The sequence below is a fragment of the Hafnia alvei genome, from assembly GCF_964063325.1.
GTDB classification, from domain to species: Bacteria; Pseudomonadota; Gammaproteobacteria; order Enterobacterales; family Enterobacteriaceae; genus Hafnia; species Hafnia alvei_B.
Genome location: NZ_OZ061315.1, coordinates 2,858,603 through 2,882,426, shown reverse-complemented (window position 1 = coordinate 2,882,426; position 23,824 = coordinate 2,858,603). Strand labels below are relative to the sequence as shown.

Annotated in this window: 23 protein-coding genes; 20 read left to right on the top strand and 3 right to left on the bottom strand. The window is 52.2% G+C overall.

Annotation, left to right across the window (positions count from 1 at the left end; genetic code table 11):
* Nucleotides 1–149 precede the first annotated feature (149 nt).
* From efeU to AB3Y96_RS13800, 10 genes are all read left to right on the top strand, one after another.
* Nucleotides 150–995 carry an iron uptake transporter permease EfeU gene (gene efeU / locus AB3Y96_RS13845; protein ID WP_367299453.1) on the top strand — a complete coding sequence of 282 codons (846 nt, stop codon included), beginning with the start codon at nt 150–152 and terminating at the stop codon, nt 993–995.
* A 44-nt stretch (nt 996–1,039) separates the two neighbouring features.
* A complete protein-coding gene (gene efeO, locus AB3Y96_RS13840) occupies nt 1,040–2,164 on the top strand; it encodes an iron uptake system protein EfeO (protein ID WP_367299452.1) in 1,125 nt (374 codons plus the stop codon).
* Between the two features lie 65 nt (nt 2,165–2,229).
* On the top strand, nt 2,230–3,528 hold the full coding sequence (gene efeB / locus AB3Y96_RS13835) for an iron uptake transporter deferrochelatase/peroxidase subunit (RefSeq protein WP_367299451.1): 1,299 nt from the start codon (nt 2,230–2,232) through the stop codon (nt 3,526–3,528).
* A 221-nt stretch (nt 3,529–3,749) separates the two neighbouring features.
* Nucleotides 3,750–5,147, top strand: a complete 1,398-nt coding sequence (gene norV, locus AB3Y96_RS13830; protein ID WP_367299450.1) for an anaerobic nitric oxide reductase flavorubredoxin — start codon at nt 3,750–3,752, stop codon at nt 5,145–5,147.
* A gap of 10 nt (nt 5,148–5,157) precedes the next feature.
* On the top strand, nt 5,158–6,300 hold the full coding sequence (gene norW / locus AB3Y96_RS13825; RefSeq protein WP_367299449.1) for an NADH:flavorubredoxin reductase NorW: 1,143 nt from the start codon (nt 5,158–5,160) through the stop codon (nt 6,298–6,300).
* 18 nt (nt 6,301–6,318) lie between these two features.
* A complete protein-coding gene (locus tag AB3Y96_RS13820) occupies nt 6,319–6,663 on the top strand; it encodes a DUF1971 domain-containing protein (RefSeq protein ID WP_072310135.1) in 345 nt (114 codons plus the stop codon).
* Between the two features lie 179 nt (nt 6,664–6,842).
* Nucleotides 6,843–7,994 carry a flagellar biosynthesis protein FlhB gene (gene flhB / locus AB3Y96_RS13815; RefSeq protein ID WP_367299448.1) on the top strand — a complete coding sequence of 384 codons (1,152 nt, stop codon included), beginning with the start codon at nt 6,843–6,845 and terminating at the stop codon, nt 7,992–7,994.
* Nucleotides 7,987–10,062: a flagellar biosynthesis protein FlhA gene (gene flhA / locus AB3Y96_RS13810; protein ID WP_367299447.1), complete on the top strand. Its 2,076-nt coding sequence runs from the start codon at nt 7,987–7,989 to the stop codon at nt 10,060–10,062. Before flhB ends, flhA begins: the two co-directional genes overlap by 8 nt.
* Nucleotides 10,062–10,466 carry a flagellar protein FlhE gene (locus tag AB3Y96_RS13805; RefSeq protein ID WP_072310137.1) on the top strand — a complete coding sequence of 135 codons (405 nt, stop codon included), beginning with the start codon at nt 10,062–10,064 and terminating at the stop codon, nt 10,464–10,466. Before flhA ends, AB3Y96_RS13805 begins: the two co-directional genes overlap by 1 nt.
* Nucleotides 10,467–10,549: 83 nt before the next feature.
* Nucleotides 10,550–11,893, top strand: coding sequence for a hypothetical protein (locus tag AB3Y96_RS13800; RefSeq protein ID WP_367299446.1), 1,344 nt, complete (start codon nt 10,550–10,552; stop codon nt 11,891–11,893).
* A gap of 347 nt (nt 11,894–12,240) precedes the next feature.
* Here AB3Y96_RS13800 and AB3Y96_RS13795 read toward each other — a convergent pair whose 3' ends face one another.
* The 3 genes from AB3Y96_RS13795 to flgA all read right to left on the bottom strand — a co-directional run bounded on the left by AB3Y96_RS13795 (nt 12,241) and on the right by flgA (nt 13,847).
* Nucleotides 12,241–12,666, bottom strand: a complete 426-nt coding sequence (locus tag AB3Y96_RS13795) for a flagella synthesis protein FlgN (protein ID WP_072310138.1) — start codon at nt 12,664–12,666, stop codon at nt 12,241–12,243.
* Between the two features lie 13 nt (nt 12,667–12,679).
* Nucleotides 12,680–12,979 carry a flagellar biosynthesis anti-sigma factor FlgM gene (gene flgM, locus AB3Y96_RS13790; RefSeq protein WP_072310139.1) on the bottom strand — a complete coding sequence of 100 codons (300 nt, stop codon included), beginning with the start codon at nt 12,977–12,979 and terminating at the stop codon, nt 12,680–12,682.
* 187 nt (nt 12,980–13,166) lie between these two features.
* Nucleotides 13,167–13,847, bottom strand: coding sequence for a flagellar basal body P-ring formation chaperone FlgA (flgA, locus tag AB3Y96_RS13785; RefSeq protein ID WP_367299445.1), 681 nt, complete (start codon nt 13,845–13,847; stop codon nt 13,167–13,169).
* Nucleotides 13,848–14,074: 227 nt separating this feature from the next.
* On the opposite strand from flgA, the gene flgB reads away from it, so the two are divergent.
* The 10 genes from flgB (at nt 14,075) to flgK (ending at nt 23,820) form a co-directional block, all read left to right on the top strand.
* Entirely contained in the window at nt 14,075–14,488 is a 414-nt protein-coding gene (flgB, locus tag AB3Y96_RS13780; RefSeq protein ID WP_025802296.1) for a flagellar basal body rod protein FlgB, read from the top strand.
* Between the two features lie 5 nt (nt 14,489–14,493).
* Nucleotides 14,494–14,898: a flagellar basal body rod protein FlgC gene (gene flgC / locus AB3Y96_RS13775; protein WP_025802294.1), complete on the top strand. Its 405-nt coding sequence runs from the start codon at nt 14,494–14,496 to the stop codon at nt 14,896–14,898.
* A gap of 11 nt (nt 14,899–14,909) precedes the next feature.
* A complete protein-coding gene (flgD, locus tag AB3Y96_RS13770; RefSeq protein ID WP_025802292.1) occupies nt 14,910–15,611 on the top strand; it encodes a flagellar hook assembly protein FlgD in 702 nt (233 codons plus the stop codon).
* 53 nt (nt 15,612–15,664) lie between these two features.
* Nucleotides 15,665–16,909 carry a flagellar hook protein FlgE gene (gene flgE / locus AB3Y96_RS13765; protein WP_072310141.1) on the top strand — a complete coding sequence of 415 codons (1,245 nt, stop codon included), beginning with the start codon at nt 15,665–15,667 and terminating at the stop codon, nt 16,907–16,909.
* Between the two features lie 68 nt (nt 16,910–16,977).
* The gene (locus AB3Y96_RS13760) at nt 16,978–17,733 is read left to right on the top strand and encodes a flagellar basal body rod protein FlgF (protein WP_072310142.1); all 756 of its coding nucleotides are present in this window, start codon (nt 16,978–16,980) and stop codon (nt 17,731–17,733) included.
* Between the two features lie 39 nt (nt 17,734–17,772).
* Nucleotides 17,773–18,555 (top strand): flagellar basal-body rod protein FlgG, encoded by a 783-nt coding sequence (flgG, locus tag AB3Y96_RS13755; protein ID WP_004092136.1) that lies wholly within the window; start codon nt 17,773–17,775, stop codon nt 18,553–18,555.
* A gap of 14 nt (nt 18,556–18,569) precedes the next feature.
* Nucleotides 18,570–19,373: a flagellar basal body L-ring protein FlgH gene (flgH, locus tag AB3Y96_RS13750; RefSeq protein WP_247650303.1), complete on the top strand. Its 804-nt coding sequence runs from the start codon at nt 18,570–18,572 to the stop codon at nt 19,371–19,373.
* A 65-nt stretch (nt 19,374–19,438) separates the two neighbouring features.
* Nucleotides 19,439–20,560 carry a flagellar basal body P-ring protein FlgI gene (locus AB3Y96_RS13745; RefSeq protein ID WP_367300324.1) on the top strand — a complete coding sequence of 374 codons (1,122 nt, stop codon included), beginning with the start codon at nt 19,439–19,441 and terminating at the stop codon, nt 20,558–20,560.
* The gene (flgJ, locus tag AB3Y96_RS13740; RefSeq protein ID WP_367299444.1) at nt 20,560–21,498 is read left to right on the top strand and encodes a flagellar assembly peptidoglycan hydrolase FlgJ; all 939 of its coding nucleotides are present in this window, start codon (nt 20,560–20,562) and stop codon (nt 21,496–21,498) included. The genes AB3Y96_RS13745 and flgJ overlap by 1 nt, the downstream gene beginning before the upstream one ends.
* Before the next feature lie 636 nt (nt 21,499–22,134).
* Complete coding sequence (gene flgK / locus AB3Y96_RS13735) at nt 22,135–23,820, top strand: flagellar hook-associated protein FlgK (RefSeq protein WP_367299443.1); 1,686 nt, start codon at nt 22,135–22,137, stop codon at nt 23,818–23,820.
* Nucleotides 23,821–23,824 lie beyond the last annotated feature (4 nt).

Genomic DNA, 23,824 nt, shown 5'->3' with positions numbered 1-23,824 from the left:
TCAAATACCAGAAAGTAACAACTGGCCACACTTTAATTCACAAATAATATGAGGTGAACGCTTGTTTTTTTATTAACCGTAATGATAATCGGTATCATTATTTTTACGGTTCTTTACATGCGCAACCTGCGCAGGCAAGAGAGAAAAACATGTTTGTTCCATTCCTCATCATGTTCCGCGAAGGCCTTGAGGCAGCGCTGATCGTCAGCCTTATCGCCAGTTATTTAAAGAGAACTCAGCGTTCGCAGTGGTTGGGCGTTGTCTGGATTGGCGTAATCCTTGCCGCTGCGCTCTGTTTAGGATTGGGTATCTTCATCAATGAAACTACCGGCGAATTCCCGCAAAAGCAGCAAGAACTGTTCGAAGGACTGGTTGCCGTGGTCGCGGTATGCATTCTGACCTACATGGTGTTCTGGATGCGCAAAGTTTCCCGCTCGGTAAAAACACATCTCGAAGGGGCGATTGATAACGCACTCAGCGCAGGTAAAGGGCAGGGTTGGGCGCTGGTGGCGATGGTGTTTTTCGCCGTGGCGCGAGAGGGGCTAGAGTCGGTCTTCTTCCTATTGGCGGCATTCCAGCAAGACGTTGGCATTCAGGCGCCCATCGGCGCGGTGTTGGGGCTGGTCTGCGCCATTCTCGTCGGCATGATGATTTATTGGGGGGGGATAAAACTGCACTTGGCTAAGTTCTTTAAATGGACCAGCCTCTTCATTCTGTTTGTTGCCGCGGGCCTTGCCGCAGGCGCTATCCGCGCTTTCCATGAGGCTGGGCTATGGAATTATCTGCAAGATATCGCCTTCAATCTGACCGACGTACTTTCTACCCATTCACTGTTAGGAACCTTTTTAGAAGGCATTTTAGGCTACCAAGAAGCACCTTCGGTGAGCGAAGTGTTGGTCTATTTCCTGTATCTGATCCCCGCACTGATTTTCTTCTTCATGCCACAGCGCGCAGATGTTGCGGCGGTGAACGGTAAAGCGGGTCATTCACGCTAATGAGTTTTCAATACTATTATCCTATTTTTCAGGGAGTTATTTCTATGTCTAGCACGACTTTTCGCCGCACCGCGCTGTCTTTGGCTTTACTGACTTTACCTGCGACCGCGGCGCTTGCCGCCGACGCATTGCCGCAGGTGAAAATCGCGGTCAATGACAAACAGTGTGAGCCGATGACGCTCACTATTCCTGCCGGAAAAACCCAGTTCATCGTGCATAACAACAGCCAAAAAGGTCTGGAATGGGAAATCCTTAAAGGCGTCATGGTGGTAGAAGAGCGTGAAAACATCGCCCCAGGGTTCACCCAAAAAATGACGGCAACCCTTGAAGCGGGTGAATACGATATGACATGCGGGCTGCTCAGCAATCCGAAAGGAAAAATTATTGTTCAAGCCGCTGACGGTACAGCCGCGGCGAAGACCGACGCAATGGCGCTGGTAGGACCGATTGCAGAATACAAAATTTATGTCATGCAAGAAGTTAAACAGCTGGTTGAGCAGACTAAAGCCTTCACCGATGCGGTGAAAAAAGGCGATCTGGCAGCGGCACAAAAACTTTATGCCCCAACGCGTCAGCATTATGAGCGCATCGAACCGATCGCAGAATTGTTCTCCGATCTCGATGGCAGCATCGATGCGCGTGAAGACGACTACGAACAAAAGGCTCAAGATCCTAATTTCACCGGCTTCCACCGTCTAGAAAAAGTGTTGTTTGGTGACAAAACCACCAAAGGAATGGACGGTTATGCGGATCGCCTGATGAAAGACGTGCTCGAACTACAAACCCGCGTGACGACGCTCACCTTTGCCCCAAGCAAAGTTGTCGGTGGCGCGGCAGGTCTAATCGAAGAAGTGGCGGCAAGCAAAATTAGCGGTGAAGAAGATCGCTACAGCCGCACCGATCTGTGGGATTTCCGTGCCAACGTCGATGGTGCGCAAAAGATTGTGAATCTGCTGCGTCCGATGTTGGAAAAAGCGAATCCTCAGCTGCTCGCCAAAATTGACGCCAACTTTAAAACAGTCGATTCCATTTTAGACAAATACCGCACCAAAGACGGCTATGAGTCTTACGAAAAACTCACCACCGCAGATCGCAATGCGATGAAAGGGCCGATCACTGCGCTGGCAGAAGATTTGGCACAGCTGCGCGGTGTGTTAGGGCTCGATTAAGATCCTCGATGCGCTTAGAACGCTAGTTGCACAAAACTGGAATTCGAAATACTGGGGTTAGAGAAATGAGTGGTAAAGGATGCCCGATCACCGGGCTGACAGGGGAGGCAGAAATGCCTTCCCGCCGCCGTTTACTGTTAGGCGCCGGCGCGTTAAGCGGCGCCTTGGTATTAGGTGGAGCAGTAAAAGCAGATACCGGCACCAAACCGCTGGCGACGGATAAATCCCCCGAGAATGCGCGCTGGCAGAAACAGCCCTTCTATGGGGAACATCAGTCCGGCGTACTGACGCCGCAGCAGGCTTCGGCCATGCTGGTGGCCTTTGACGTGCTGGCGACGAATGCTGAAGATTTACAGCGCTTAATGAAATTGCTCACCGGGCGGATTGCCTTTTTGACGCACGGCGGTGAAGCGCCGCACGCGGATGCCAAATTGCCACCGATGGACTCCGGCATCATGGGGCCAGAAATTTATCCTGATAATTTGACGATTACCGTGTCAGTAGGGGATTCGCTGTTCGATCAGCGTTTCGGCTTGGCTGCGCTGAAGCCGCTTCAGTTGCAAAAAATGACGCGTTTCCCTAATGACTCGCTGGACGCGGCGATTTGCCACGGCGACCTGTTGCTACAAATTTGCAGCAACAGCAACGACAGCGTGATCCACGCGCTACGCGACATTATCAAATACACGCCCGACTTACTCAGCGTGCGCTGGCGGCGAGAAGGTTTTATCTCAACCCATGCGGCGCAAAGCCATGGCAAAGAAACGCCGATCAATCTTCTGGGTTTTAAAGATGGTACGGCGAACCCAAACGCCGACGACAAGCCTCTGATGAACGACATCGTGTGGGTCAGGGCTGACCAAAAAGAACCGGCATGGGCAGTGGGCGGCAGCTATCAAGCGGTACGAATTATTCGTTTCCGCGTGGAGTTTTGGGATCGCACACCGCTGCAAGAGCAGCAAACCATTTTTGGTCGTGATAAAGCCAGCGGTGCACCACTCGGCATGACGCATGAACACGATGAGCCTGATTACACGCAGGATCCTGAAGGAAAAGTGATCCCTCTGGATGCACATATTCGTCTGGCTAACCCTCGAACAAAAGAAACGCACAGTAGCTTAATGATGCGTCGTGGCTACAGCTATTCGCAGGGCGTATCTAACTCCGGTCAACTGGATATGGGATTGTTGTTTGTGTGCTATCAACACGATCTGGATAAAGGCTTTATTACCGTGCAAAAACGCCTGAACGGCGAAGCGTTAGAGGAGTACATCAAACCGATCGGCGGTGGATACTTCTTTGTTCTGCCGGGAGTGAAAGATAAAAACCACTATCTGGGTGAGGGACTGTTCCAGAAGGTTTAGTTTAAATATTAATGAGATAAGAGCCTAAACTCACAACTCGAACGCCAGCATCTTGCTGGCGTTTTTTGTTTTCACCGCTAAAACTCGCGGATACTCCTCAAGGGTTACCCCAAGAAAAAGTGCACCCTTTAAGTTGCATTTAAAATGCATATTAAATACTATAATTGCAAAAGCGCATTTGAAATGCATATTTAAAAAAGAACAAGAATCAGGAGTGGGTCATGGCTATTCAGGTAAAAAACAACGTCTACTGGGTGGGTAAACAAGACTGGGAACTGCGCGAATTTCACGGCAGCGAATACTCGACTCACAAAGGCTCTAGCTACAACAGCTATCTGATTAAAGAAGAAAAGAATGTTCTGATCGATACCGTCTGGACGCCTTACGCGGCCGAGTTTGTGGCGAATTTAGAGCGCGAAATCGATTTAGACAAAATTGATTTCATCATTGCCAACCACGCAGAAAGCGACCACAGCGGCGCATTGCCTGCGCTGATGGCCAAAATTCCGAACACCCCAATTTACTGCACCGCCAATGGGGTGAACTCCATCAAAGGTCATTACCACCAAGATTGGAATTTCCGCGTGGTAAAAACCGGTGACTCTATTGATATCGGCAACGGCAAAAAATTAGTCTTCGTTGAAGCGCCAATGCTGCATTGGCCAGACAGCATGATGACGTACATGACGGAAGATGCGCTGCTGTTTAGCAACGACGCTTTTGGTCAGCATCTTGCCAGTGCGTGTTTGTTCAACGACGAAATTGACCAAAACGAACTGTATAACGAATGCATCAAGTATTACGCCAACATCCTGACGCCGTTCAGCAAACTGGTCACGAAAAAGATTGAAGAAGTATTATCACTGAACTTGCCGCTCGATATGATCTGTACTTCGCACGGCATTATCTGGCGCGATAATCCGGCGCAGATCGTTGAAAACTATCTCAAATGGGCGGACAGCTATCAGGAAAACCAAATTACCCTGATCTACGACACCATGTGGAACGGCACGCGCACCATGTCGGAGGCGATTGCTCGCGGTATCCGTCTGGCCGATCCTAGCGTGGTGGTCAAACAGTTCAATCTGGCAAACTCAGATAAGAATGACGTACTGACCGAAGTGTTCAAATCCAAGGGCATTTTAGTCGGTTCTCCAACGGTCAATAACGTAATGCTGCCGCAGGTGGCAGGGTTATTAGAAGAGATGCAGGGCCTGCGCTTTACCGGCAAAGCCGCGGCGGCGTTTGGTAGTCACGGCTGGAGCGGTGGTGCCGTCGACCGTATCTCTTCACGTCTGCAAGATTGTGGATTCATGATGATGCGCGGCATCAAAGCAGAGTGGAAACCGACCGAAGACGCGGTTGCTCAGTGCGAAGCCTTCGGCGCTGAATTTGCCCGTCAGCTTGGCGCTCCGGCATGTTGTGACAGCAGCTGTGCGGGCGCAGAAAAATCCTCTTCAGGTAAATGGATCTGCCGCACCTGTTCATGGGTTTACGATCCTGAACTCGGTGAGCCAAATCAGGGGGTTCCGGCAGGTACCGCATGGGAAGACGTGCCAGACAGCTTCCTCTGCCCGGTGTGCCTGATGGGCAAAGACGACTTCTATCCTGCCGACTGAGGAACATATTATGGCTGAGAATCATCCTGTCATTATTGTTGGCAGTGGTCATGCCGGGCTGCAGCTGGCGCGTAACCTGCGCCGTCTGCAGCCGACCTCAGGGTTAGTGATGATCTGCGCCGATGACGGCGTGGATTACGCCAAACCACAGCTAAGCCATGCCTTTAGCCAGCAACAAAGCGCAGAGCAACTGACGCGCAAAACGGCTCAGGAACTGCGCCAAGAACTGAAAATGATGCTGCTCACCGAACAGCGCGTAGAGGCGATCCATCCCGCAGAACAAACGATTGTGGTCAATGGACGCACTTTAGCCTACAGCAAACTGGTCTTAGCCACGGGGGCTCGCGCTTTTGTTCCGCCAGTGGCGGGAGATGCGAGTGATGACATCAAAACGCTCAATAGCCTGCAAGAGTATCGCCACCTGCGTGAACGAATGATGCAGGGCGAGCGAGTTTTGGTGCTCGGCGGCGGTTTGATCGGCACTGAAATTGCGCACGATCTTGCGATTGCGGGCAAACAGGTCAGCGTATGCGATCCTTCCGCACAGCTTCTGGCGAGCCTTTTGCCTGAGTTTGCCGCGCAGCGACTGGCAGAAACGTTACAGGCGCTATCTTGTGAGCTGTTGCTAAACAATACGTTGGAGATGCTACAGCGTCTGCCTCACGGCGTTCGGGCTACTTTCACCCACGGAGAAGCTCGCGAATTCGACCATGTTATTTGCGCCGCGGGGCTACGCCCTAACAGCGAGCTTGCTGCACAGGCGGGGCTGAACGTCGAACGAGGCATCGTGGTTGATAACCAGCTTCGCACCTCCGATCCCTATATTTACGCCTTGGGTGATGTGGCGCAGATCGAGGGTCGCTTATGGCCGTTCTTACAGCCGATTTCGCAGTGTGCCGCGGCGTTGGCAAAAACGATCGCGGGTGAACCGACTCACGTCACGCTGCCGGTGATGCCGGTTAATGTAAAAACGCCGCGTTTCCCGCTACAGCTAGCGGGGGAAACACGGGCTGCCGACATTGATTGGCAGATAGAACAGGATGCCAACAGCCTATTGGCAAAAGCTTATCGCGACGAAAAATTAGTGGGTTATATCGCGGGCGGCACCGCACAAATGCAAGGCTTGGCGCTGCTGCGTCAGCTCTCAATATAAAGTGAAAAGGTGAAGACTATGTTCAAGATCCCAGCAAACTATCATGTAACTCGTAGCACACCGTTCTTCAATCGCCAGACTGTACCTGCGGCGCTGCTAAGCCACCACAACACCAAAGCCGGCGTGTATGGCCGGCTCTCCGTGATGCAGGGCGCGGTCAAATATTATGGTTTTGCCAACGAACAGGCACAAACTCCAGAGATTGAAGTCACTATCAATGCTGGACAGTTCGGCGTTTCGCCGCCGCAGTACTGGCATAAAGTCGAGCTGCTAACCGAAGACACCTATTTCAACTTGGATTTCTTTGCTCAAGACAGCGCAGATGCAGATAAGAGCGATTTAACCAAAGTGGTTGATTGCTAACCTCTCGCACGGTGCCTCCTGCGTTTTATCTCCTCCCCGAACAAGGGGAGGAGTAACCCCAAACGATCCCGCAATAAACCTAAATTTCCCCCCTTTATTCTCGCCATGGCTTTTTTTCTCATCTGTCATCCTATGCACTGACTAATTTTCATCTTTAGCAAAAGCCTTGGGATTGCGCGGTGTCAGAAGATAGCGATCTAGAAAAAACAGAAGACCCCACATCCCATAAGCTTGAAAAAGCGCGTGAGAAGGGACAAGTACCGCGTTCGCGTGAGCTCACCTCGATGCTGATGCTGGCGGCGGGTATTTCTATTCTGTTGATCGGCGGAGAGCATTTGGCTCGCCAGCTTTCGGCGATGATTTCGCAGGGTTTACAGTTTGACCAGTTACTCATTAGCAATGACAAACAGATGCTGCGCCAGCTTGGTAATTTATTGCAGCAGGCCGTAACGGCGCTCATGCCTGTTTTGCTCGGCCTGATGATGGTCGGCTGGGCCGCGCCGATGTTGATCGGCGGCTTTTTCTTTAATCCGGGATCGATCAAGTTTGATTTAAGCAAGATGAGCCTGCTGTCAGGGTTAAAGCGTTTGTTTTCCAGTCAGGCCTTAGCGGAGTTATTGAAAGGCGTGCTGAAGGTGGTGCTGGTTAGCTGGGTTGCCGGCTGGTTTATCTGGCATTACTGGGGGCAAATGTTGGCGCTCATTGTAGAGTCGCCCCTTGATGCGATGGGCGATGCGCTGCATCTGATTGGCATGTGCGGGTTGTTGATTGTATTGGGCTTGGTGCCGATGGTGGCGTTCGACGTCTTCTACCAGATTTGGAGCAACATCAGCAAACTCAAAATGACCAAGCAGGAAATCAAAGACGAGTTTAAAGAACAAGAAGGCGATCCCCACGTCAAGGGACGCATTCGCCAGCAGCAACGTGCTGCCGCGCGTCGCCGTATGATGAGCGATGTGCCTAAGGCCGATGTGATTGTGACCAACCCGACGCACTATGCGGTGGCCTTGCAGTATCAGGAAAACAAAATGAGCGCGCCCAAAGTATTAGCGAAAGGGGCCGGAGAGATTGCGCTACGCATTAAAGAATTGGGCAATCAACATCGAATTCCTCAGCTAGAAGCACCGCCGCTCGCCCGTGCGCTCTATAAACACAGCGAGATTGGACACCATATTCCCGCCACGCTTTACGCCGCGGTTGCCGAGGTTTTAGCGTGGGTCTACCAGCTAAAACGTTGGCAGAAAGAGGGCGGCTTAGCACCGAAGAAACCACAAAACTTGCCAGTGCCGGAAGCACTGGATTTTGCCGGAGAAAAGACCACCGATGAGTAATTTGGCTGCGTTATTACGCATACAGGGAATGAATGGATCGCAGTGGAAGGTGCTGGCTGGCCCGATCCTGATCCTAATGATCCTGTCCATGATGGTGCTACCGCTGCCGCCATTCATTCTAGATTTATTGTTTACCTTCAATATCGCGCTGTCGATCATGGTGCTGCTGGTAGCCATGTTTACCCAGCGTACGCTGGAGTTTGCGGCGTTCCCCACCATCCTGCTGTTTTCCACCTTACTGCGACTCTCGCTCAACGTGGCATCAACGCGCGTTATCTTGCTGGATGGGCATACCGGTGGTGCCGCAGCGGGGCGGGTTATCGAAGCTTTTGGTCACTTCTTAGTAGGCGGTAACTTTGCCATTGGCATCGTGGTCTTCATCATTTTGGTGCTGATCAACTTCATGGTTATCACCAAGGGTGCGGGGCGTATTGCTGAAGTTGGGGCTCGCTTTGTTTTAGATGGCATGCCGGGTAAACAGATGGCGATTGATGCCGATCTCAACGCCGGTTTGATTGGTGAAGATGAAGCGAAAAAACGCCGCTCCGAAGTGACGCAGGAAGCCGACTTCTACGGCTCCATGGACGGTGCGAGTAAATTTGTGCGCGGTGATGCGGTTGCGGGCTTGATGATCATGGCGCTCAACGTGGTCGGCGGGCTGCTGGTGGGGGTTATTCAGCACGGTATGCCGGTTGGGCAAGCGGCTGAAACCTACACCTTGCTGACTATCGGTGACGGGCTGGTTGCGCAGATCCCTGCGCTGGTCATCTCCACCGCAGCGGGTGTTATCGTGACCCGCGTCAGTACCGATCAAGACGTTGGCGAGCAGATGGTCACCCAGCTGTTTAGCAATCCACGCGTCATGATTTTAAGTGCTTCGGTGTTGGGTCTACTTGGCCTCGTTCCGGGAATGCCAAATCTGGTGTTTCTGCTGTTCACCGCCGCATTGCTGGGTATTGCCTATTGGATCAGCAAGCGAGAAGGGCGCGCGGCACCTTCGCAGGCTGAACAAGCTATTCCTGAAGCGCCACCGGTGGTTGAAGCCACGTGGGAAGACGTTCAGCTTGAAGATCCGCTGGGTCTGGAGGTGGGGTATCGCCTTATTCCAATGGTCGATTTCCAACAAAACGGCGAATTGCTCGGGCGCATCCGCAGCATTCGTAAGAAGTTTGCACAAACCATGGGCTTTTTACCGCCGGTGGTACATATCCGCGACAATCTGGAGCTAAGCCCGTCTGGTTACCGTATTTTGCTCAAAGGGATTGAAGCGGGACGCGGTGAGGCACACCCGGGCCGCTGGTTGGCGATTAATCCGGGCAGTGCGGCGGGAACCTTAGAAGGCGAAGCCACGGTCGATCCGGCGTTTGGGCTTCCTGCTATTTGGATTGATAACGCCCTGCGTGAACAGGCGCAGATCCAAGGTTTCACCGTAGTAGAAGCCAGCACGGTAGTGGCAACCCATCTCAACCACTTGGTTGGAAATCACGCCAGCGAGCTGTTTGGTCGCCAAGAAGCCCAGCAGCTGTTGGAACGTGTTACGCAGGAAATGCCTAAGCTGACCGACGATCTGATTCCGGGCACCGTCACCCTCACGACGTTGCACAAAGTTCTGCAAAATCTGCTGGCGGAAAAAGTCTCGATTCGCGATATGCGCACGATCATTGAAACGCTGTCTGAACATGCGCCGACGCAAAGCGATCCTTATGAGTTGACGTCGGTGATCCGCGTGGCGCTTGGCCGTGCGATTACCCAACAGTGGTTCCCCGGCGAAGGCGAGATTCAGGTCATTGGTCTGGACACATCGCTTGAGCGCTTGTTATTGCAGGCACTACAAGGCGGTGGCGGCTTAGAACCTGGTTTAGCCGATCGCCTGTTAGAGCAGGCGCAGCAGGCATTACAGCGTCAGGAATTGCTCGGCGCACCGCCGGTGTTGCTGGTCAACCACGCGCTGCGCCCGCTGCTAGCGCGCTTCCTACACCGCTCGTTGCCGCAGCTGGTGGTATTGTCGAACATGGAAATCAGCGACAACCGCCAGATACGTATGACCTCAACCATTGGTTCTGCCTAATGAAACGCGCCATTTCACTCACACTTCTGATGACAATTTCCTGCTCTGCCAGCGCCGCTGGCGGCAGTTGGTCGGCGGACAGCACGGGTGCAACGCTCAGCCATAAAGGCGTGAGCGTCACGTCACGCCCGTTAAGTCCTACGGTGGGAATTCCAGCCGGAGCAACGATCCAAGATGTGGTTTGGCGCTATCAACTGCTCAATCCTGCGCCAGCAGGATTAGCGGTACAGCTTTGCTCCCCGCAACGCTGCTTTTGGCTAGACAGCGCCAATGGGCAAAGCCCTGCGCTGCAAGGCGAATCCGCCGCATCCCCGCTAACGATGACGCTACAGATCCCCGGTAAGGGCGTAATTTACCCACCGGTGCGCGTGGTGAGTCAGCAGGTGATTGTGAATTATCGTTAGGGGGAATATTTAGGGATTTTGCCTGACTAGGTTCTCCGATGCTGAAACGGTATTCTTTGCCCCTCAAGCCAAGGGGATAAGATATGACGGTACATCAAAGACGACTCATACCATCAGGTAACGTAATAACCAATACGATGCAGCCTGTTGCGACCACTAGCGCTGCGGGCGATCGTATTGCAGCATTGCTGAACAGTGGTAAAAAAATCAGTGTCAAACGTGAAGCAAACTCGATTTTTCCAGCCACGAAAGATATGGCTAATACTCGGATCATTGAGAGATGTACCTTATCCCCAACTGCCTATCATGCGCGTGAAAATAAGAACCATAGTGGTAGCTTAGAAAATAAGCCGCTAAGACACGTGGTCTTAAGCCAAAATACAGCATGTAAGATTGTATCAGTACCTTTGGATGAAAAACCGTTATCGATAACAACGAATTCGCTGCCTGATAATATCAAAGTACAACCAAGCAATGAACACAGTGTAGTTCTGGCTAATGGTCATCACCGTTCTATCTTGAGTATCAGCACCATGTCTGGTGGGAGTGCTGTGTCAGGAACGGGTTGTTTATCAACGATAGCCGAAGAAGAAAACAGTGAATCAAACTGTCCTTCGCTATGTACGTTATCTTCTGATGATTCTGTCCCTGTTTTAACTGAAGAAAATATATTCAGTAATATGAATAGCGACAGTTTTGAGCAATATGATTATCCGTTGTTGCTGTCTGAAGAATCGTCTGGAAGCTACCAGCGCCCAACTCATTCTTATGATAATGATTCAATGGACGGCTATCAGCGGTCAACGCATTCTTATCAAGATAATGCTATGGATGGCTGTTGCCGAACAAAGCACGAATATAGTGTGCCAGATGCTAAACCTAAGGTTAGATTTGCTGAGTCTTTAACAACGGTTTTTGAGTTTAAACCGCTAGAATCTCTTGTAACTCCTGAGAGGCTTATGCTTGATCGTTTATCGGGCGATAGGACCTCTGCTTTTCTGGAGCTATCTGATTTCTTAAAAGGAATTGCGCCGTACTACAACATTGATGCCAATTGTTATAACAGAACGCCGTTAGTGGTATTTAACGTGGCGCGAAAAAGTAACGTACCTGTTCTGAAGGAATTTTATCTCGACCATAAAAATGTGCAGAATCAGCTAAATAATTACTCTAAAGCGTTATATTCCGTTTCGGAGAAAAGCGCGCAAATGAATGGTTCAGTTAGCTCAGCAATCAATACTATCACGCAAGAGTTTGGCTACGACGATACTTCAGAATCGATGAAATTAGTACGCAGTCGGCGTACTGGCGATATCGTTATTAGCGGTAATAAAAAAGCTGATTTTTACTTCGAATATTTAAAACGAATGATTGATGACGAGTGTGACGAGTTGCAGGAAGTAACCAATGCTGATTGGATGAATTAACACTAAAGGAGGTTTTTTTGAACACGAGTAATAATGTACAGCGTCCGTTAAATACGATCTTACTCTGTAAATCAGAGCAGCCGTCGGCACCGGTTTCTATTTTAAAGAAGAGCCCGGCGCAGGCGAATATTAAGCTAAATGAAGATCCTGTATGTGCAAAATCGATAGCGAGAGAAATGAGCTCTGAGCAAGAAATTAGCCCATTTAGAACGTTGCATGATAATAAGTTTTTGCGCACTACAAACTCTAAGGTACTGATTCGACGCAGGTTGAATTTGTCACCTAGCTTGCTTGTACCTATGTGGCAGAAATAGATTTGCTCTAGGGGGTAAGCCCCCTAGTTTTCTTTAAATACTCAACTTCCTGCCCGTAATCATCCCGCTTTGCGCCTGTCCATCGGGGCCATACAGCGATTGCCCATGGCGGCTTTTCAGCGTATCGAGTGCGCCTTGATTGCGGGTGAGATGTTGGTTGAGCAGCATGCCGTTGTGCTGGTTCATATCGTGTAATCTCTTAGTGAGATCCATGATGCTTTGCCACAGCGTTGAAAGTTCGGCATCTTCTGAATAGGGGGCTTGATCGCCGGTATTATGACGATGCTGTTCCTGATGGCGAAGCGTGGCGAGCAGATTCTCTTTTTCTAAGGTGGCGGCCTGCAAACGCACTGCGTCTACACGACCGGCACACAATAGTGACTGTTCGTTTTCAAGCTCAACTTCAAGCGTTTTCAGGGTGTCCAACATGTGTTGCAGCACGTCTAACGTTCCGGGCATAGATGACTACCTGTCAGTCGTTTGATTTCAGTAAATCGTGGGTGTCCTGCAACAGCGCGTCGGCAATTTTACCGGTATCCATGCTCAACTCGCCGTTACGGATAGCCAGCTTCAATGCTTCAACGCGTTCCACGTTGATATCTTGGCCGTTAGGCTGCATCAAGCGTGATTGCGCATCGCTTAATTTAACCTGTGCGCCGTCAACCGCAGGTTGGCTGGTCGCCTCTTTGCGTTTTTGTTGCTGAATTTCGGATGCTTCTCTTGGCTGAATCGGAGTTACACCGCTCAGCGAATGGGTGCGATCTATGCTCATTGTCATTATCTCACTGGTTAGTTGGCGCTAGCCTGTTCTGTCATTAAACACAGCGACAACGTGTTTTTCTCTGTTTGTACCATCGGCCCGGCAGCCAATAACTTTAGTCATAATTGCTTGTTTCGATCGATTTATTGCACTTTTTTTTCAAAAAACACCAAAAAAACGCGGTCATTGGCTGAAATAATCACATTAGCAGCGTTATTGAACCCTGCTCGGTGGCCTTGCCGGTGATAATTTGCCCTGATGCTAAGCGTACTCGAACGCTGTCGGCGATGGCCGCATTGTTGAGCGCTTTCCCTTCGCTGGTGACGTTGAAGCCGTCTCCCTGAGCCAAAATCTGCACCGACTGGCCCGCTTTGATTATCCACGAACGGCGTATCATTGACGCGGTGACCGTTTGACCTGCGGCTAAATCACGCGTTAATACCGCACTATCGAGCTGGCTTATTTCCATAATGCTGCCTGCCGGGAGCTTATCCAAACGGCCCTGTGTCATTTTGAAATCAGCCGGGCTGATATGCTGACCGCGAGTGAGCGGCGACTGAGCAACGGGGTATTCTCCCGTGACTTGAACCTCAACCTGCAAATAGCGTTTATCCTGCGGACATTGGGCAAGCACGCTCACGACTCCCCAGCGACGCGCCGAAGAGGGCATGGAAAACTGTGGCATCTCACACTTTGGCCACTGTGACTGCGGGGATCGAATATTAACGTTGACCTGCTGATTCTCAGCGCTGTATTGCTGGCTAAAAAATTGGTGCAACCCCTCTTCAAGCGCCGATGCCGCCTGAGCGGCTGGCAAGAATAAACCCCCTAATAGGGCGGCATTCAGAATGAACAGCGGCTTCAATGAGCCAAAACGCATATGGCCTCCGCGGGCGATGATGACGGCATTCGGATAACTTAAGTTCCTTAGTCTAACGTCTTCACCGCAAAATAAAGGCCACAAATAGCGCCGCATTATGCGCTTATTCCTCCCATCGTCTGTATTCACCCACGTCTATGCTATCCACTCCAAATTGTCATTCTTGACGATCTGCTGGCCCGTTGTATGCGGCGGCAGCGCGTCCTAAACCACTTAGCGGAGAAGGTATGCTCGATAAACTGGATGCTGCGTTACGTTTTCAGCAAGAAGCTTTAAACCTACGCGCACAGCGTCAGGAAATCCTGGCTGCCAATATCGCCAATGCTGATACCCCTGGTTTTCAAGCCAGAGATATTGATTTTTCATCACAGCTCACGCGAGCCATTGAACAAGGCCGAGTGAACGGCAGTGGTGTTTCCCTCACCACCACTTCCAGCCGTCATATCCCAGCCCAGAATTTCCAGCCACCTGAACTGGACATGCTTTACCGCGTGCCCGATCAGCCTTCGCTGGATGGCAATACCGTAGATATGGATCGTGAACGTACCGAGTTTGCTGATAACAGTCTGCGTTACCAAACCGATCTCACCGTTATCAGCGGGCAGATCAAAAGCATGATGTCTGTGTTGCAACAAGGATAACGACCATGTCGATGCTCAACATTTTTAATATTTCCGGTTCGGCGCTAGCGGCTCAGTCGCAGCGTATGAACGTGGCGGCCAGCAACATGGCTAACGCCGACAGCGTTACCGGACCTGACGGCGAACCCTACCGCGCCAAGCAGGTGGTATTTGAAGTTCAGGCTGCGCCAGGGCAGGAAACCGGCGGAGTGAAAGTCTCGCAGCTGGTGGACGATCCGTCGCCAGAGCGTTTGGTGTACCAACCGGGTAATCCGTTAGCCGATGCCAAAGGGTATGTGCGGATGCCTAACGTCGACGTGGTGGGGGAAATGGTGAACTCCATCGCCGCCTCACGCAGCTATCAGGCCAACGTCGAAGTTCTCAACACCACCAAATCGTTAATGATGAAAACATTAACGCTTGGTCAATAACAGGAGGCGCTATGGCAGTTTCTGTCTCGCTAAATGATCCGGTTGATATTTCCAGCGCAACCAACAAAACCAACAGCAGCAATGGGCTAACCAGCCAAAACAGTCAGGACTTAAGCAACAGCTTCCTGACGCTTTTGGTTGCGCAGCTAAAGAATCAGGACCCTACCAATCCGCTACAAAACAATGAGCTAACCAGCCAACTGGCGCAGATCAACACCGTCAGCGGCATTGAAAAACTCAATACCACGCTGGGTTCTATTTCCGGCCAGATCAATAGCAACCAGTCTTTACAGGCCAGCAGCCTGATTGGTCATGGCGTGATGATCCCAGGCAAAAATATTTTGGCTGGCAAAAACGAAGGCGATACCACCACCAGCACTACACCGTTTGGGTTTGAGCTAGAAAGTGGCGCGCAAAGCGTTGTGGTTAGCATCAGCGATGCCAACGGCGTGGTCGTTAAGCAAATTGATTTGGGCACCCAAACCGCTGGGGTTCACAGCTACACCTGGGATGGTACCCAAACCGACGGCACCAATGTGCCAAACGGTGCGTACACCTTCAGCGTTAGCGCAACCAATCAAGGCCAGCCGATGGTGGTTCAGCCGCTGCACTTTGGCATGGTTAACGGCGTAACCAAAAACGGTAATGGCGCGTTGCTGGAGCTTGGTATGGCGGGCACGGCTTCGCTTGATGACGTGCGCCAGATTTTGTAGCGCTGACGGATTTTTCTAATCGCTTATTTTGACCTTCAGATACAGGACCTCACATGGGATTCAACCAAGCAGTCAGCGGATTAAACGCCGCCGCCAGTAACCTCGACGTTATCGGCAACAACATCGCCAACTCGCAAACCGTAGGGTTTAAATCCGGCTCGGTAACCTTTGCCGATATGTTTGCCGGCTCTAAAGTGGGTCTAGGCGTAAAAGTCGCCAGCGTGCAGCAGGACTTCACCGACGGTATCACCACCACCACCAACCGTGGTTTGGATGTGGCTATCAGCGGTAACGGTTTCTTCCGCATGCAAGATGCCAACGGTGGCGTGTATTACTCACGTAATGGACAGTTCACCAAAAACCAGGACAACTTCCTGACCAATGCGCAGGGCGTATTCCTGACCGGTTATCCGGCTGCGGGCTCACCGCCAACCATTCAGCAGGGTGCGCAGCCTTCAGCGATTCAGATCCCAACCGGCATGATGCCCGCCAAGGCCAGTAGCTCAGGCAACATGAGCATGAACCTGAATTCGGCGCATGACGCACCTAAGAATACCCCGTTCAAAGTGGATGACGTTGATTCCTATACCTACGCCACCTCCATCACCACCTACGATTCGCTGGGTAACTCCCACAACATGAATCTCTATTTTGTGAAGGGCACACCTACAGCAGCGACGCCACCTGCAACGGGCACCGTCACGCCGTGGACGGTGTACAGCGTGGACAGCGCGGCTGCAACGGGTGCGGCACCACAAAATGCAGGTAAGTTAGAGTTTGACCAAAACGGTACGCTGCAAAATTCTGGCACGCCTTTAGCGCTGAACATGGCGGCTAATAACGGTGCGCCAGCGCAAAACTTCAATCTGACCTTCACCGGCTCCATGCAGCAAAACACCGGTAAAGACGGTGTGACCGCCAAGAGCCAAGACGGCTATGCGGCTGGTGAGATGACCGGCTATCAGATTAACGACGACGGCACCATCACCGGTACCTACTCCAACCAGCAAACTCAGCTGCTTGCCCAGATTGTGATGGCCAACTTTGCCAACCCAGAAGGCCTACAGTCTGAGGGCAACAACATGTGGAAAGAGAGCGCGACTTCCGGTCAGGCGATTGTGGGTGTTCCCGGCGCAAGCGGCTTGGGCGCATTGACCAGCGGGGCGGTAGAGGCGTCAAACGTCGATCTGAGTAAAGAACTGGTCAACATGATTGTTGCCCAGCGTAACTACCAGTCCAACGCGCAGACCATCAAAACGCAGGATCAGATCCTGCAAACGCTGGTTAACCTGCGTTAATTATCACTTACCCACATCTTCTGGGCGCAGAGGAAACTCGCTGCGCTCAGAGGTAACAGGCAGATGCTATGGATCACGCGATTTATACCGCGATGGGGGCCGCAAGCCAAACCCTCGAACAGCAGTCAATTACCGCCAACAACATGGCGAACGCCAGCACGCCCGGCTTTCGTGCTCAGTTGGCAGCGCTACGCGCGGTGCCGGTAGAAGGCGATAGCATTGAAACCCGCACGCTGGTCGCTGCGTCAACGCCGATGCACGACATGAGCATGGGCAAGCTGGACTACACCGAGCGCCCTCTGGACGTGGCTTTGCAGCAGGATGGCTGGCTGGCGGTGCGTAATGCCGACGGTACGGAAGCCTATACCCGCAACGGTAGTTTACAGATTAACACCGCAGGGCAGCTGACCTCGCAGGGCAACTTAGTGATAGGCGATAACGGCCCGATCGCAATCCCCGATCGCGCGGAAGTCACTATTGCGGCAGACGGCACCATCACCGCGCTCGGCGCGGGCGACCAGCCGAACACCACGACTCAGGTCGGGCGTTTGAAGCTGGTGAAAGCCACGGCGCAGGAAGTTCAGCACGGTGACGACGGCCTGTTTCATCTCACGGCTGAAGCACAGCAGCAACGCGGTGCCACGCTGACGCTCGACCCTGAGGTTCGCCTGATGCCCGGCGTGTTGGAAGGAAGCAACGTTAAACCGGTGGATACCATGGTCGATATGATCGCCAACGCCCGTCGTTTTGAAATGCAGATGAAGGTCATTCGCAGCGTGGATGACAACGAACAAAAAGCCAACCAGCTGTTGTCATTGAGTTAATAGCCGCTGCGCGATTTGAATAACTGTAGGAGTGTTTGAATGATCCGTTCACTGTACATCGCAAAAACCGGGCTTGAAGCCCAGCAAACTAACATGGACGTTATCGCCAACAACTTGGCGAACGTCAGCACCAACGGCTTTAAACGCCAACGTGCGGTATTTGAAGATCTGATGTACCAAACGCTGCGTCAGCCGGGAGCACAATCTTCCGAGCAAACTACGCTGCCATCGGGTTTACAGATTGGTACCGGTGTGCGTCCTGTTGCCACCGAGCGCTTGCATAGCCAAGGCAACCTGTCGCAAACCGACAACAGCCGCGACGTTGCAATCAAAGGCCAAGGTTTCTTCCAAGTCCAGCAGCCGGACGGCACGCTGGCCTATACCCGTGATGGATCATTTCAGGTTGACCAAAATGGTCAGTTGGTAACCTCGAGTGGTTTCCAAGTGGTTCCCGCGATCACTATCCCTGCTAACGCCACCAAGCTGACCATCGGCCGTGACGGTATTGTGAGCGTGAATCAGCAAGGCCAAACCGCGACCACGCAGGTTGGGCAGCTGACGCTAACCACCTTTATCAACGATGCGGGTTTGGAAAGCGTGGGTGAAAATCTGTATCAAGAAACAGAAAGCTCTGGCGCACCGACCGAAAGCACGCCTGGCCTGAACGGTGCTGGCATGCTGTATCAAGGCTATGTTGAAACCTCGAACGTCAATGTGGCCGAAGAGTTGGTCAATATGATCCAAACTCAGCGCGCCTATGAGATCAACAGTAAAGCCGTGACAACGTCTGACCAGATGCTGCAGCGCTTAACGCAGCTCTAAGGACTGATAGCCGCATGTTTATTGAGACATCAGACGTACGCTATAACCCCACCTTACCCCGTATGTCAGGGGACGGTAGGAACGCGATCGGCTCCTTCCCCTGTAAAGGGGGAGGCTGGGAGGGGGTTTCAAGCAAACTTATTATCAGTGCCGCATTGAGTGCGGCTTTACTGCTTTCCGGCTGTGCCTACATTCCTCACGATCAAATCGTGAAGGGAACCACCACGGCCTCACCGGCACCGGCGGCACCGCCAATTGCCAATGGTTCTATTTTCCAAAGCGTGCAGCCGATGAACTACGGCTACCAGCCGCTGTTTGAGGATCGCCGTCCGCGCAACGTTGGCGATACGCTCACCATCGCGCTGCAAGAAAACGTTAGCGCCAGCAAAAGCTCTTCGGCGAACGCCAGCCGTAACGGCAAATCCAGCTTTGAAGTGGCGACCACGCCGCGCTATCTGGAAGGACTGTTTGGCAACGCGCGTGCCGATATGAATATGTCGGGCGACAACCAGTTTGGCGGTAAAGGCGGAGCCAACGCCAACAACACCTTTAACGGCACTATTACCGTGACCGTGGCGGAAGTTTTAGCCAACGGCAACCTGAAAGTGGTGGGCGAAAAACAGATAGCGATTAACCAAGGCACCGAATTTATTCGTTTCTCCGGCGTTGTGAATCCTCGCACCATCAGCGGCAGCAACACCGTGGTTTCCACGCAGGTGGCTGATGCTCGCATCGAATATGTCGGCAGCGGGTATATCAACGAAGCGCAAAACATGGGTTGGTTGCAGCGGTTCTTCCTCAACCTTTCACCGTATTAATAAGGTCTGACCCTATGTTGATAAGGAATGGTTTTATAAAAATGAGCTTACTGAAATATGGCTCTATGCGTGCGGCATACCAGACAAAAACGCTATTGGTTGGGTTGATAGTGTGTCTTAGCCTCGCCGCACAAAGCGCGAGCGCCGAGCGTATTCGTGATCTCACGACCGTTCAGGGCGTACGTGATAACGCCCTTATCGGCTATGGGTTGGTGGTTGGGCTAGATGGTTCGGGTGACCAAACCATGCAAACCCCATTTACTACCCAAAGCCTGAATAACATGCTGTCACAGCTGGGAATTACCGTGCCAGCGGGGACCAACATGCAGCTCAAAAACGTGGCGGCGGTGATGGTGACCGCCAAGCTGCCCGCGTTTTCGCGTGCGGGGCAAAACATTGACGTCGTCGTTTCTTCGATGGGTAATGCGAAAAGCCTGCGCGGCGGTACGTTGCTGATGACGCCGATGAAAGGGGTTGATAATCAGGTTTATGCGCTTGCGCAGGGCAACGTCTTAGTTGGCGGAGCCGGAGCCTCGGCGGGCGGCAGCAGCGTACAGGTGAACCAGCTGGCGGGGGGGCGTATTACCGGTGGTGCCACTATTGAACGTGAAATTGCCAGCACCTTTGGTAACAGCAATATCATCAATCTTCAGCTTAATGACGAAGATTTCAGTCTGGCACAGCGGATCAGCGATTCGATTAACCGTTTTGGCGGAATGGGGTCGGCTACGCCGTTAGATGCCCGTACCGTGCAGGTTTTGGTGCCGCAGGGCAGCAGTAATCAGGTGCGGGTGTTGGCGAATATTCAGAACATTGAAGTTTCTGTCGGCAGCTTTGACGCCAAGGTTATCGTTAACTCGCGTACCGGTTCGGTGGTCATGAACCGTAACGTTGAGCTGGATTCCTGTGCCGTTGCGCAGGGGAATTTGTCGGTAGTGGTGGATCGTCAAAACACCGTCAGCCAGCCCAATACTCCGTTTGGCGGTGGGCAAACCGTGGTAACGCCAAATACGCAGATTTCGGTTCAGCAGGGACAGGGCTCGCTTCAGCAGGTTCGCTCTAGCGCCAACCTCAACAGCGTGGTTCGCACATTGAACGCGTTGGGCGCAACGCCTAACGATCTGATGTCGATTTTGCAAGCCATGCAAAGTGCCGGTTGTTTACGTGCCAAATTGGAAATTATCTGATGAATGATAGCTTCTCTCTAGGAAGTGCGGCGTATGACGCGCAGGCGCTAAACCAGCTCAAACGCCATACGGCTGCGGGGTCGGATCAAGCGATTCGTGAAACCGCTAAGCAGATGGAAGGGGTGTTCGTGCAAATGATGCTGAAAAGCATGCGTGCGGCCTTGCCTCAGGATGGGGAGCTAAGCACCGAACAAACCAAGCTGTATACGTCGATGTATGACCAGCAGATCGCGCAGGAGATGTCGGGCAGCTTAGGCATTGCCGATATGCTGGTTCAGCAGCTTTCCGGCAGTAAAACAACTATTCCAGACAGCGTGGGAAGCACCCCGATGGCGCTGGATGGCGAGACTATCCAAAGTATGCCGGTTCGGGCGCTCGAGCAGGTGATGCGCCGTGCGATGCCGCGTATTCCGCAGAATGGTTCACCGATGCCAACCAACAACGGGGAGTTTGTCACCCAGTTAAGCGGTGCGGCACGGGTCGCCAGCCAGCAAAGCGGGATACCACATCAGCTGATTGTGGCGCAGGCCGCGCTGGAGTCCGGCTGGGGGCAGCGTGAAATTCCTACGCCGGATGGTTCGCGCAGCTACAACCTGTTTGGGATTAAAGCTGGGAAAAGCTGGGACGGCCCAACCACGGAGATCGCTACCACCGAATATGAGAACGGGGCGGCACACAAAGTGAAGGCCAAGTTCCGTGTTTATGGATCGTATCTGGAGGCGATCAGCGATTACGTTCAGCTGATTACCAATAATCCACGCTATGCCAACGTCGCCAATGCCAATACGCCAGAGCAGGCCGCGCACGCTTTGCAGAAAGCGGGCTACGCCACTGACCCGAACTACGCCAGCAAATTAGTGCAGGTGATAGGGCAGATTAAAAACGCCGGCGCACAGGCGGTGAAGGCTTATACCACGGATTTGGAGAAGTTGTTTTAGGGGCTGAGAGGTGATGGATTTCGTACGCCGGTCAGCATTTGAGTTCCCGTGGAGCCGTTGGTGTAGGCGTCCGACGAGAGGTTGCCAGCGCGCAACCTCTCGACTCTCGCGCTTTTTACCGAGTTGTTTGACCGACCGGTCTTGGAGCGCACGTCCTGTGCGCCCTCAACCTACCGCCAACATCCCTGTTGGCAGTTCTAAAATGAATTTCATTGAACACAAAAAGACGAACAATTTGTAGAGCTTAAGTCTTGGTAGGGAGAGCCGACACGACAGGGATGTCGTGGCGGAGTTTGGGACGCCCTGGATGGGCGATACCAAACCGGAGCGGAAATGGCGTTTCGAATAAAGCGCGCGGGTGTTGGGTGCGCGCGCTGGCGCACCCGACTCGGTCGCCTACGCCAGCGCTTTTATGCAAACACAAATACTGACCGGCGAACGAAACCTTACACCGCCGTTGCATACACGAAGGCGGCGGAATATCACACCGTTATTGATCACCATCGGTGGCAGGAAAAATCGTTAGAGGCGATGATTTTCCCCTCAAGTTTCCCTCCACCCCGCCGATAACAACTTCAACAACAAGAGCCTTGCCGCGTGATGACGTGAGGCTTTTTTAAGTTTAAAGGAACCCGAATGGCTAACTTAATCAACAGCGCAATGAGTGGACTAAGCGCCGCACAGACCGCGCTGAGCGTCGCGAGTAATAACTTGAGCAATGTTTACACCCAAGGCTATAACCGCCAAACCGTCAGCTTTGCACAGAGCGGCGGAACCAGCACGCCAACGGGCTTTATCGGTAACGGGGTTAACGTGAGCGGGATTAACCGCGAATATAACTCGTTTATCGTTAACCAACTGCGCCAAGGGCAGAGCGATTACGCCTCAACCACCGCGTATTACCAGCAGGTATCGCAAATTGATAACCTGTTGGCGGATAGCAACAACAGCCTGTCGGCGAATATGCAGGACTTCTTCTCTAACCTGCAAAATTTAGTCAGCAACCCTAGCGATCCGGCCGCGCGTCAAACCGTATTAGCCAAGGCTAACGGCTTGGTGAATCAGTTTAAAACCACAGACGAATATCTGAAGAATCTTGAAAGCAACGCCAACCTGACCGTCAGTAACAGCGTTGAACAGATCAATAATTACACCAAACAGATTGCCAGCCTTAACGATCAAATCTCACGTCTTACCGGCGCAAGCGGTGGCAACGCACCAAACGATCTTCTCGACCTGCGCGATCAGATGGCCACCGAGCTGAATCAGATTGCGAATGTCGAAATCACCATGCAAGAGGGCTCAATGAGCGTCTCGTTTGCCGGTGGTTTATCGCTGGTACAGGGTGGAACTAGCTACAAACTAGAAGCTATTCCGTCAAGCGCCAACCCTCAGCGCCTGACCATTGGCTATAACCGAGGTTCAGGTGCGGCCAGCGAAGTGCCCGAGGGCCGCATCACCGGCGGTAGCCTGAGCGGTATATTGCAGTTCCGCAGCGGCGCATTGGATAACGCACGCAACCAGCTTGGGCAAATCGCGCTTTCCATGGCCGATAGCTTTAATAAAGTTCAGCAGGCCGGTGTCGATCTGAATGGCGATCTCACGACCAACGAGCCTTTCTTCACCATCGGTCAGCCTTCTTCTTACGCGAACAGCAATAATAACCAAGCGGCAGGTGCATCCATTTCGGCCACCTATACAGACATTAGCCAAACCAAGGCAACGGACTACCGTTTGGAATATGACAAAAATGGCCAGTGGCAGATAACGCGCCTTTCCGACAACAGCAAAATCACCAATCTAGCGCCTGATGCGAATGGCAAATTGAAATTTGATGGTTTGGAAGTGACGGTTGCGCCAGCCGCGTCAAAAAGCGATAGCTTCACGTTGAAAACCACCTCGAGCGCCGTACAGGGTTTTGGTGTGGCGATCACAGATGCCGCTAAAATCGGTGCGGGTACGCCGAAGTATGATGCAGGCGGCAACTTGGTGATTGATTCCACCGGCAAAGGGGATAACACCAACGCCCAGAAAATGCTGGATCTGCAAAAAGCGCAAACCGTGGGGGGCAAATCAACCTTCAACGAAGCCTATGCGGGTTTAGTTGGTACGGTGGGTAATCAAACCAACAGTGCAAAAGTGGATAGCACCGCACAGGGCAACGTGGTGAAACAGCTGGCTCTGCAACAGCAGTCGGTTTCAGGTGTGAATCTTGATGAAGAGTACGGCAATCTGATGCGTTTCCAGCAGTATTATCAGGCAAATGCGCAGGTTATTCAGACGGCGACGACGCTATTTAGCGCTCTGCTTAATATTCGATAAGAAG

Coding starts and splice junctions, on each gene's coding strand:
- AB3Y96_RS13745 (WP_367300324.1), top strand. CDS start 19,439: ATGCGTGCGGCATACCAGACAAAAACGCTATTGGTTGGGTTGATAGTG.
- flgB (WP_025802296.1), top strand. CDS start 14,075: ATGCTCGATAAACTGGATGCTGCGTTACGTTTTCAGCAAGAAGCTTTA.
- flgA (WP_367299445.1), bottom strand. CDS start 13,847: ATGCGTTTTGGCTCATTGAAGCCGCTGTTCATTCTGAATGCCGCCCTA.
- flgJ (WP_367299444.1), top strand. CDS start 20,560: ATGAATGATAGCTTCTCTCTAGGAAGTGCGGCGTATGACGCGCAGGCG.
- efeU (WP_367299453.1), top strand. CDS start 150: ATGTTTGTTCCATTCCTCATCATGTTCCGCGAAGGCCTTGAGGCAGCG.
- efeB (WP_367299451.1), top strand. CDS start 2,230: ATGAGTGGTAAAGGATGCCCGATCACCGGGCTGACAGGGGAGGCAGAA.
- flhA (WP_367299447.1), top strand. CDS start 7,987: ATGAGTAATTTGGCTGCGTTATTACGCATACAGGGAATGAATGGATCG.
- AB3Y96_RS13805 (WP_072310137.1), top strand. CDS start 10,062: ATGAAACGCGCCATTTCACTCACACTTCTGATGACAATTTCCTGCTCT.
- AB3Y96_RS13800 (WP_367299446.1), top strand. CDS start 10,550: ATGACGGTACATCAAAGACGACTCATACCATCAGGTAACGTAATAACC.
- flgD (WP_025802292.1), top strand. CDS start 14,910: ATGGCAGTTTCTGTCTCGCTAAATGATCCGGTTGATATTTCCAGCGCA.
- AB3Y96_RS13795 (WP_072310138.1), bottom strand. CDS start 12,666: ATGCCCGGAACGTTAGACGTGCTGCAACACATGTTGGACACCCTGAAA.
- efeO (WP_367299452.1), top strand. CDS start 1,040: ATGTCTAGCACGACTTTTCGCCGCACCGCGCTGTCTTTGGCTTTACTG.
- flgG (WP_004092136.1), top strand. CDS start 17,773: ATGATCCGTTCACTGTACATCGCAAAAACCGGGCTTGAAGCCCAGCAA.
- AB3Y96_RS13760 (WP_072310142.1), top strand. CDS start 16,978: ATGGATCACGCGATTTATACCGCGATGGGGGCCGCAAGCCAAACCCTC.
- flgK (WP_367299443.1), top strand. CDS start 22,135: ATGGCTAACTTAATCAACAGCGCAATGAGTGGACTAAGCGCCGCACAG.
- flgM (WP_072310139.1), bottom strand. CDS start 12,979: ATGAGCATAGATCGCACCCATTCGCTGAGCGGTGTAACTCCGATTCAG.
- flgE (WP_072310141.1), top strand. CDS start 15,665: ATGGGATTCAACCAAGCAGTCAGCGGATTAAACGCCGCCGCCAGTAAC.
- flgH (WP_247650303.1), top strand. CDS start 18,570: ATGTTTATTGAGACATCAGACGTACGCTATAACCCCACCTTACCCCGT.
- flgC (WP_025802294.1), top strand. CDS start 14,494: ATGTCGATGCTCAACATTTTTAATATTTCCGGTTCGGCGCTAGCGGCT.
- norW (WP_367299449.1), top strand. CDS start 5,158: ATGGCTGAGAATCATCCTGTCATTATTGTTGGCAGTGGTCATGCCGGG.
- norV (WP_367299450.1), top strand. CDS start 3,750: ATGGCTATTCAGGTAAAAAACAACGTCTACTGGGTGGGTAAACAAGAC.
- AB3Y96_RS13820 (WP_072310135.1), top strand. CDS start 6,319: ATGTTCAAGATCCCAGCAAACTATCATGTAACTCGTAGCACACCGTTC.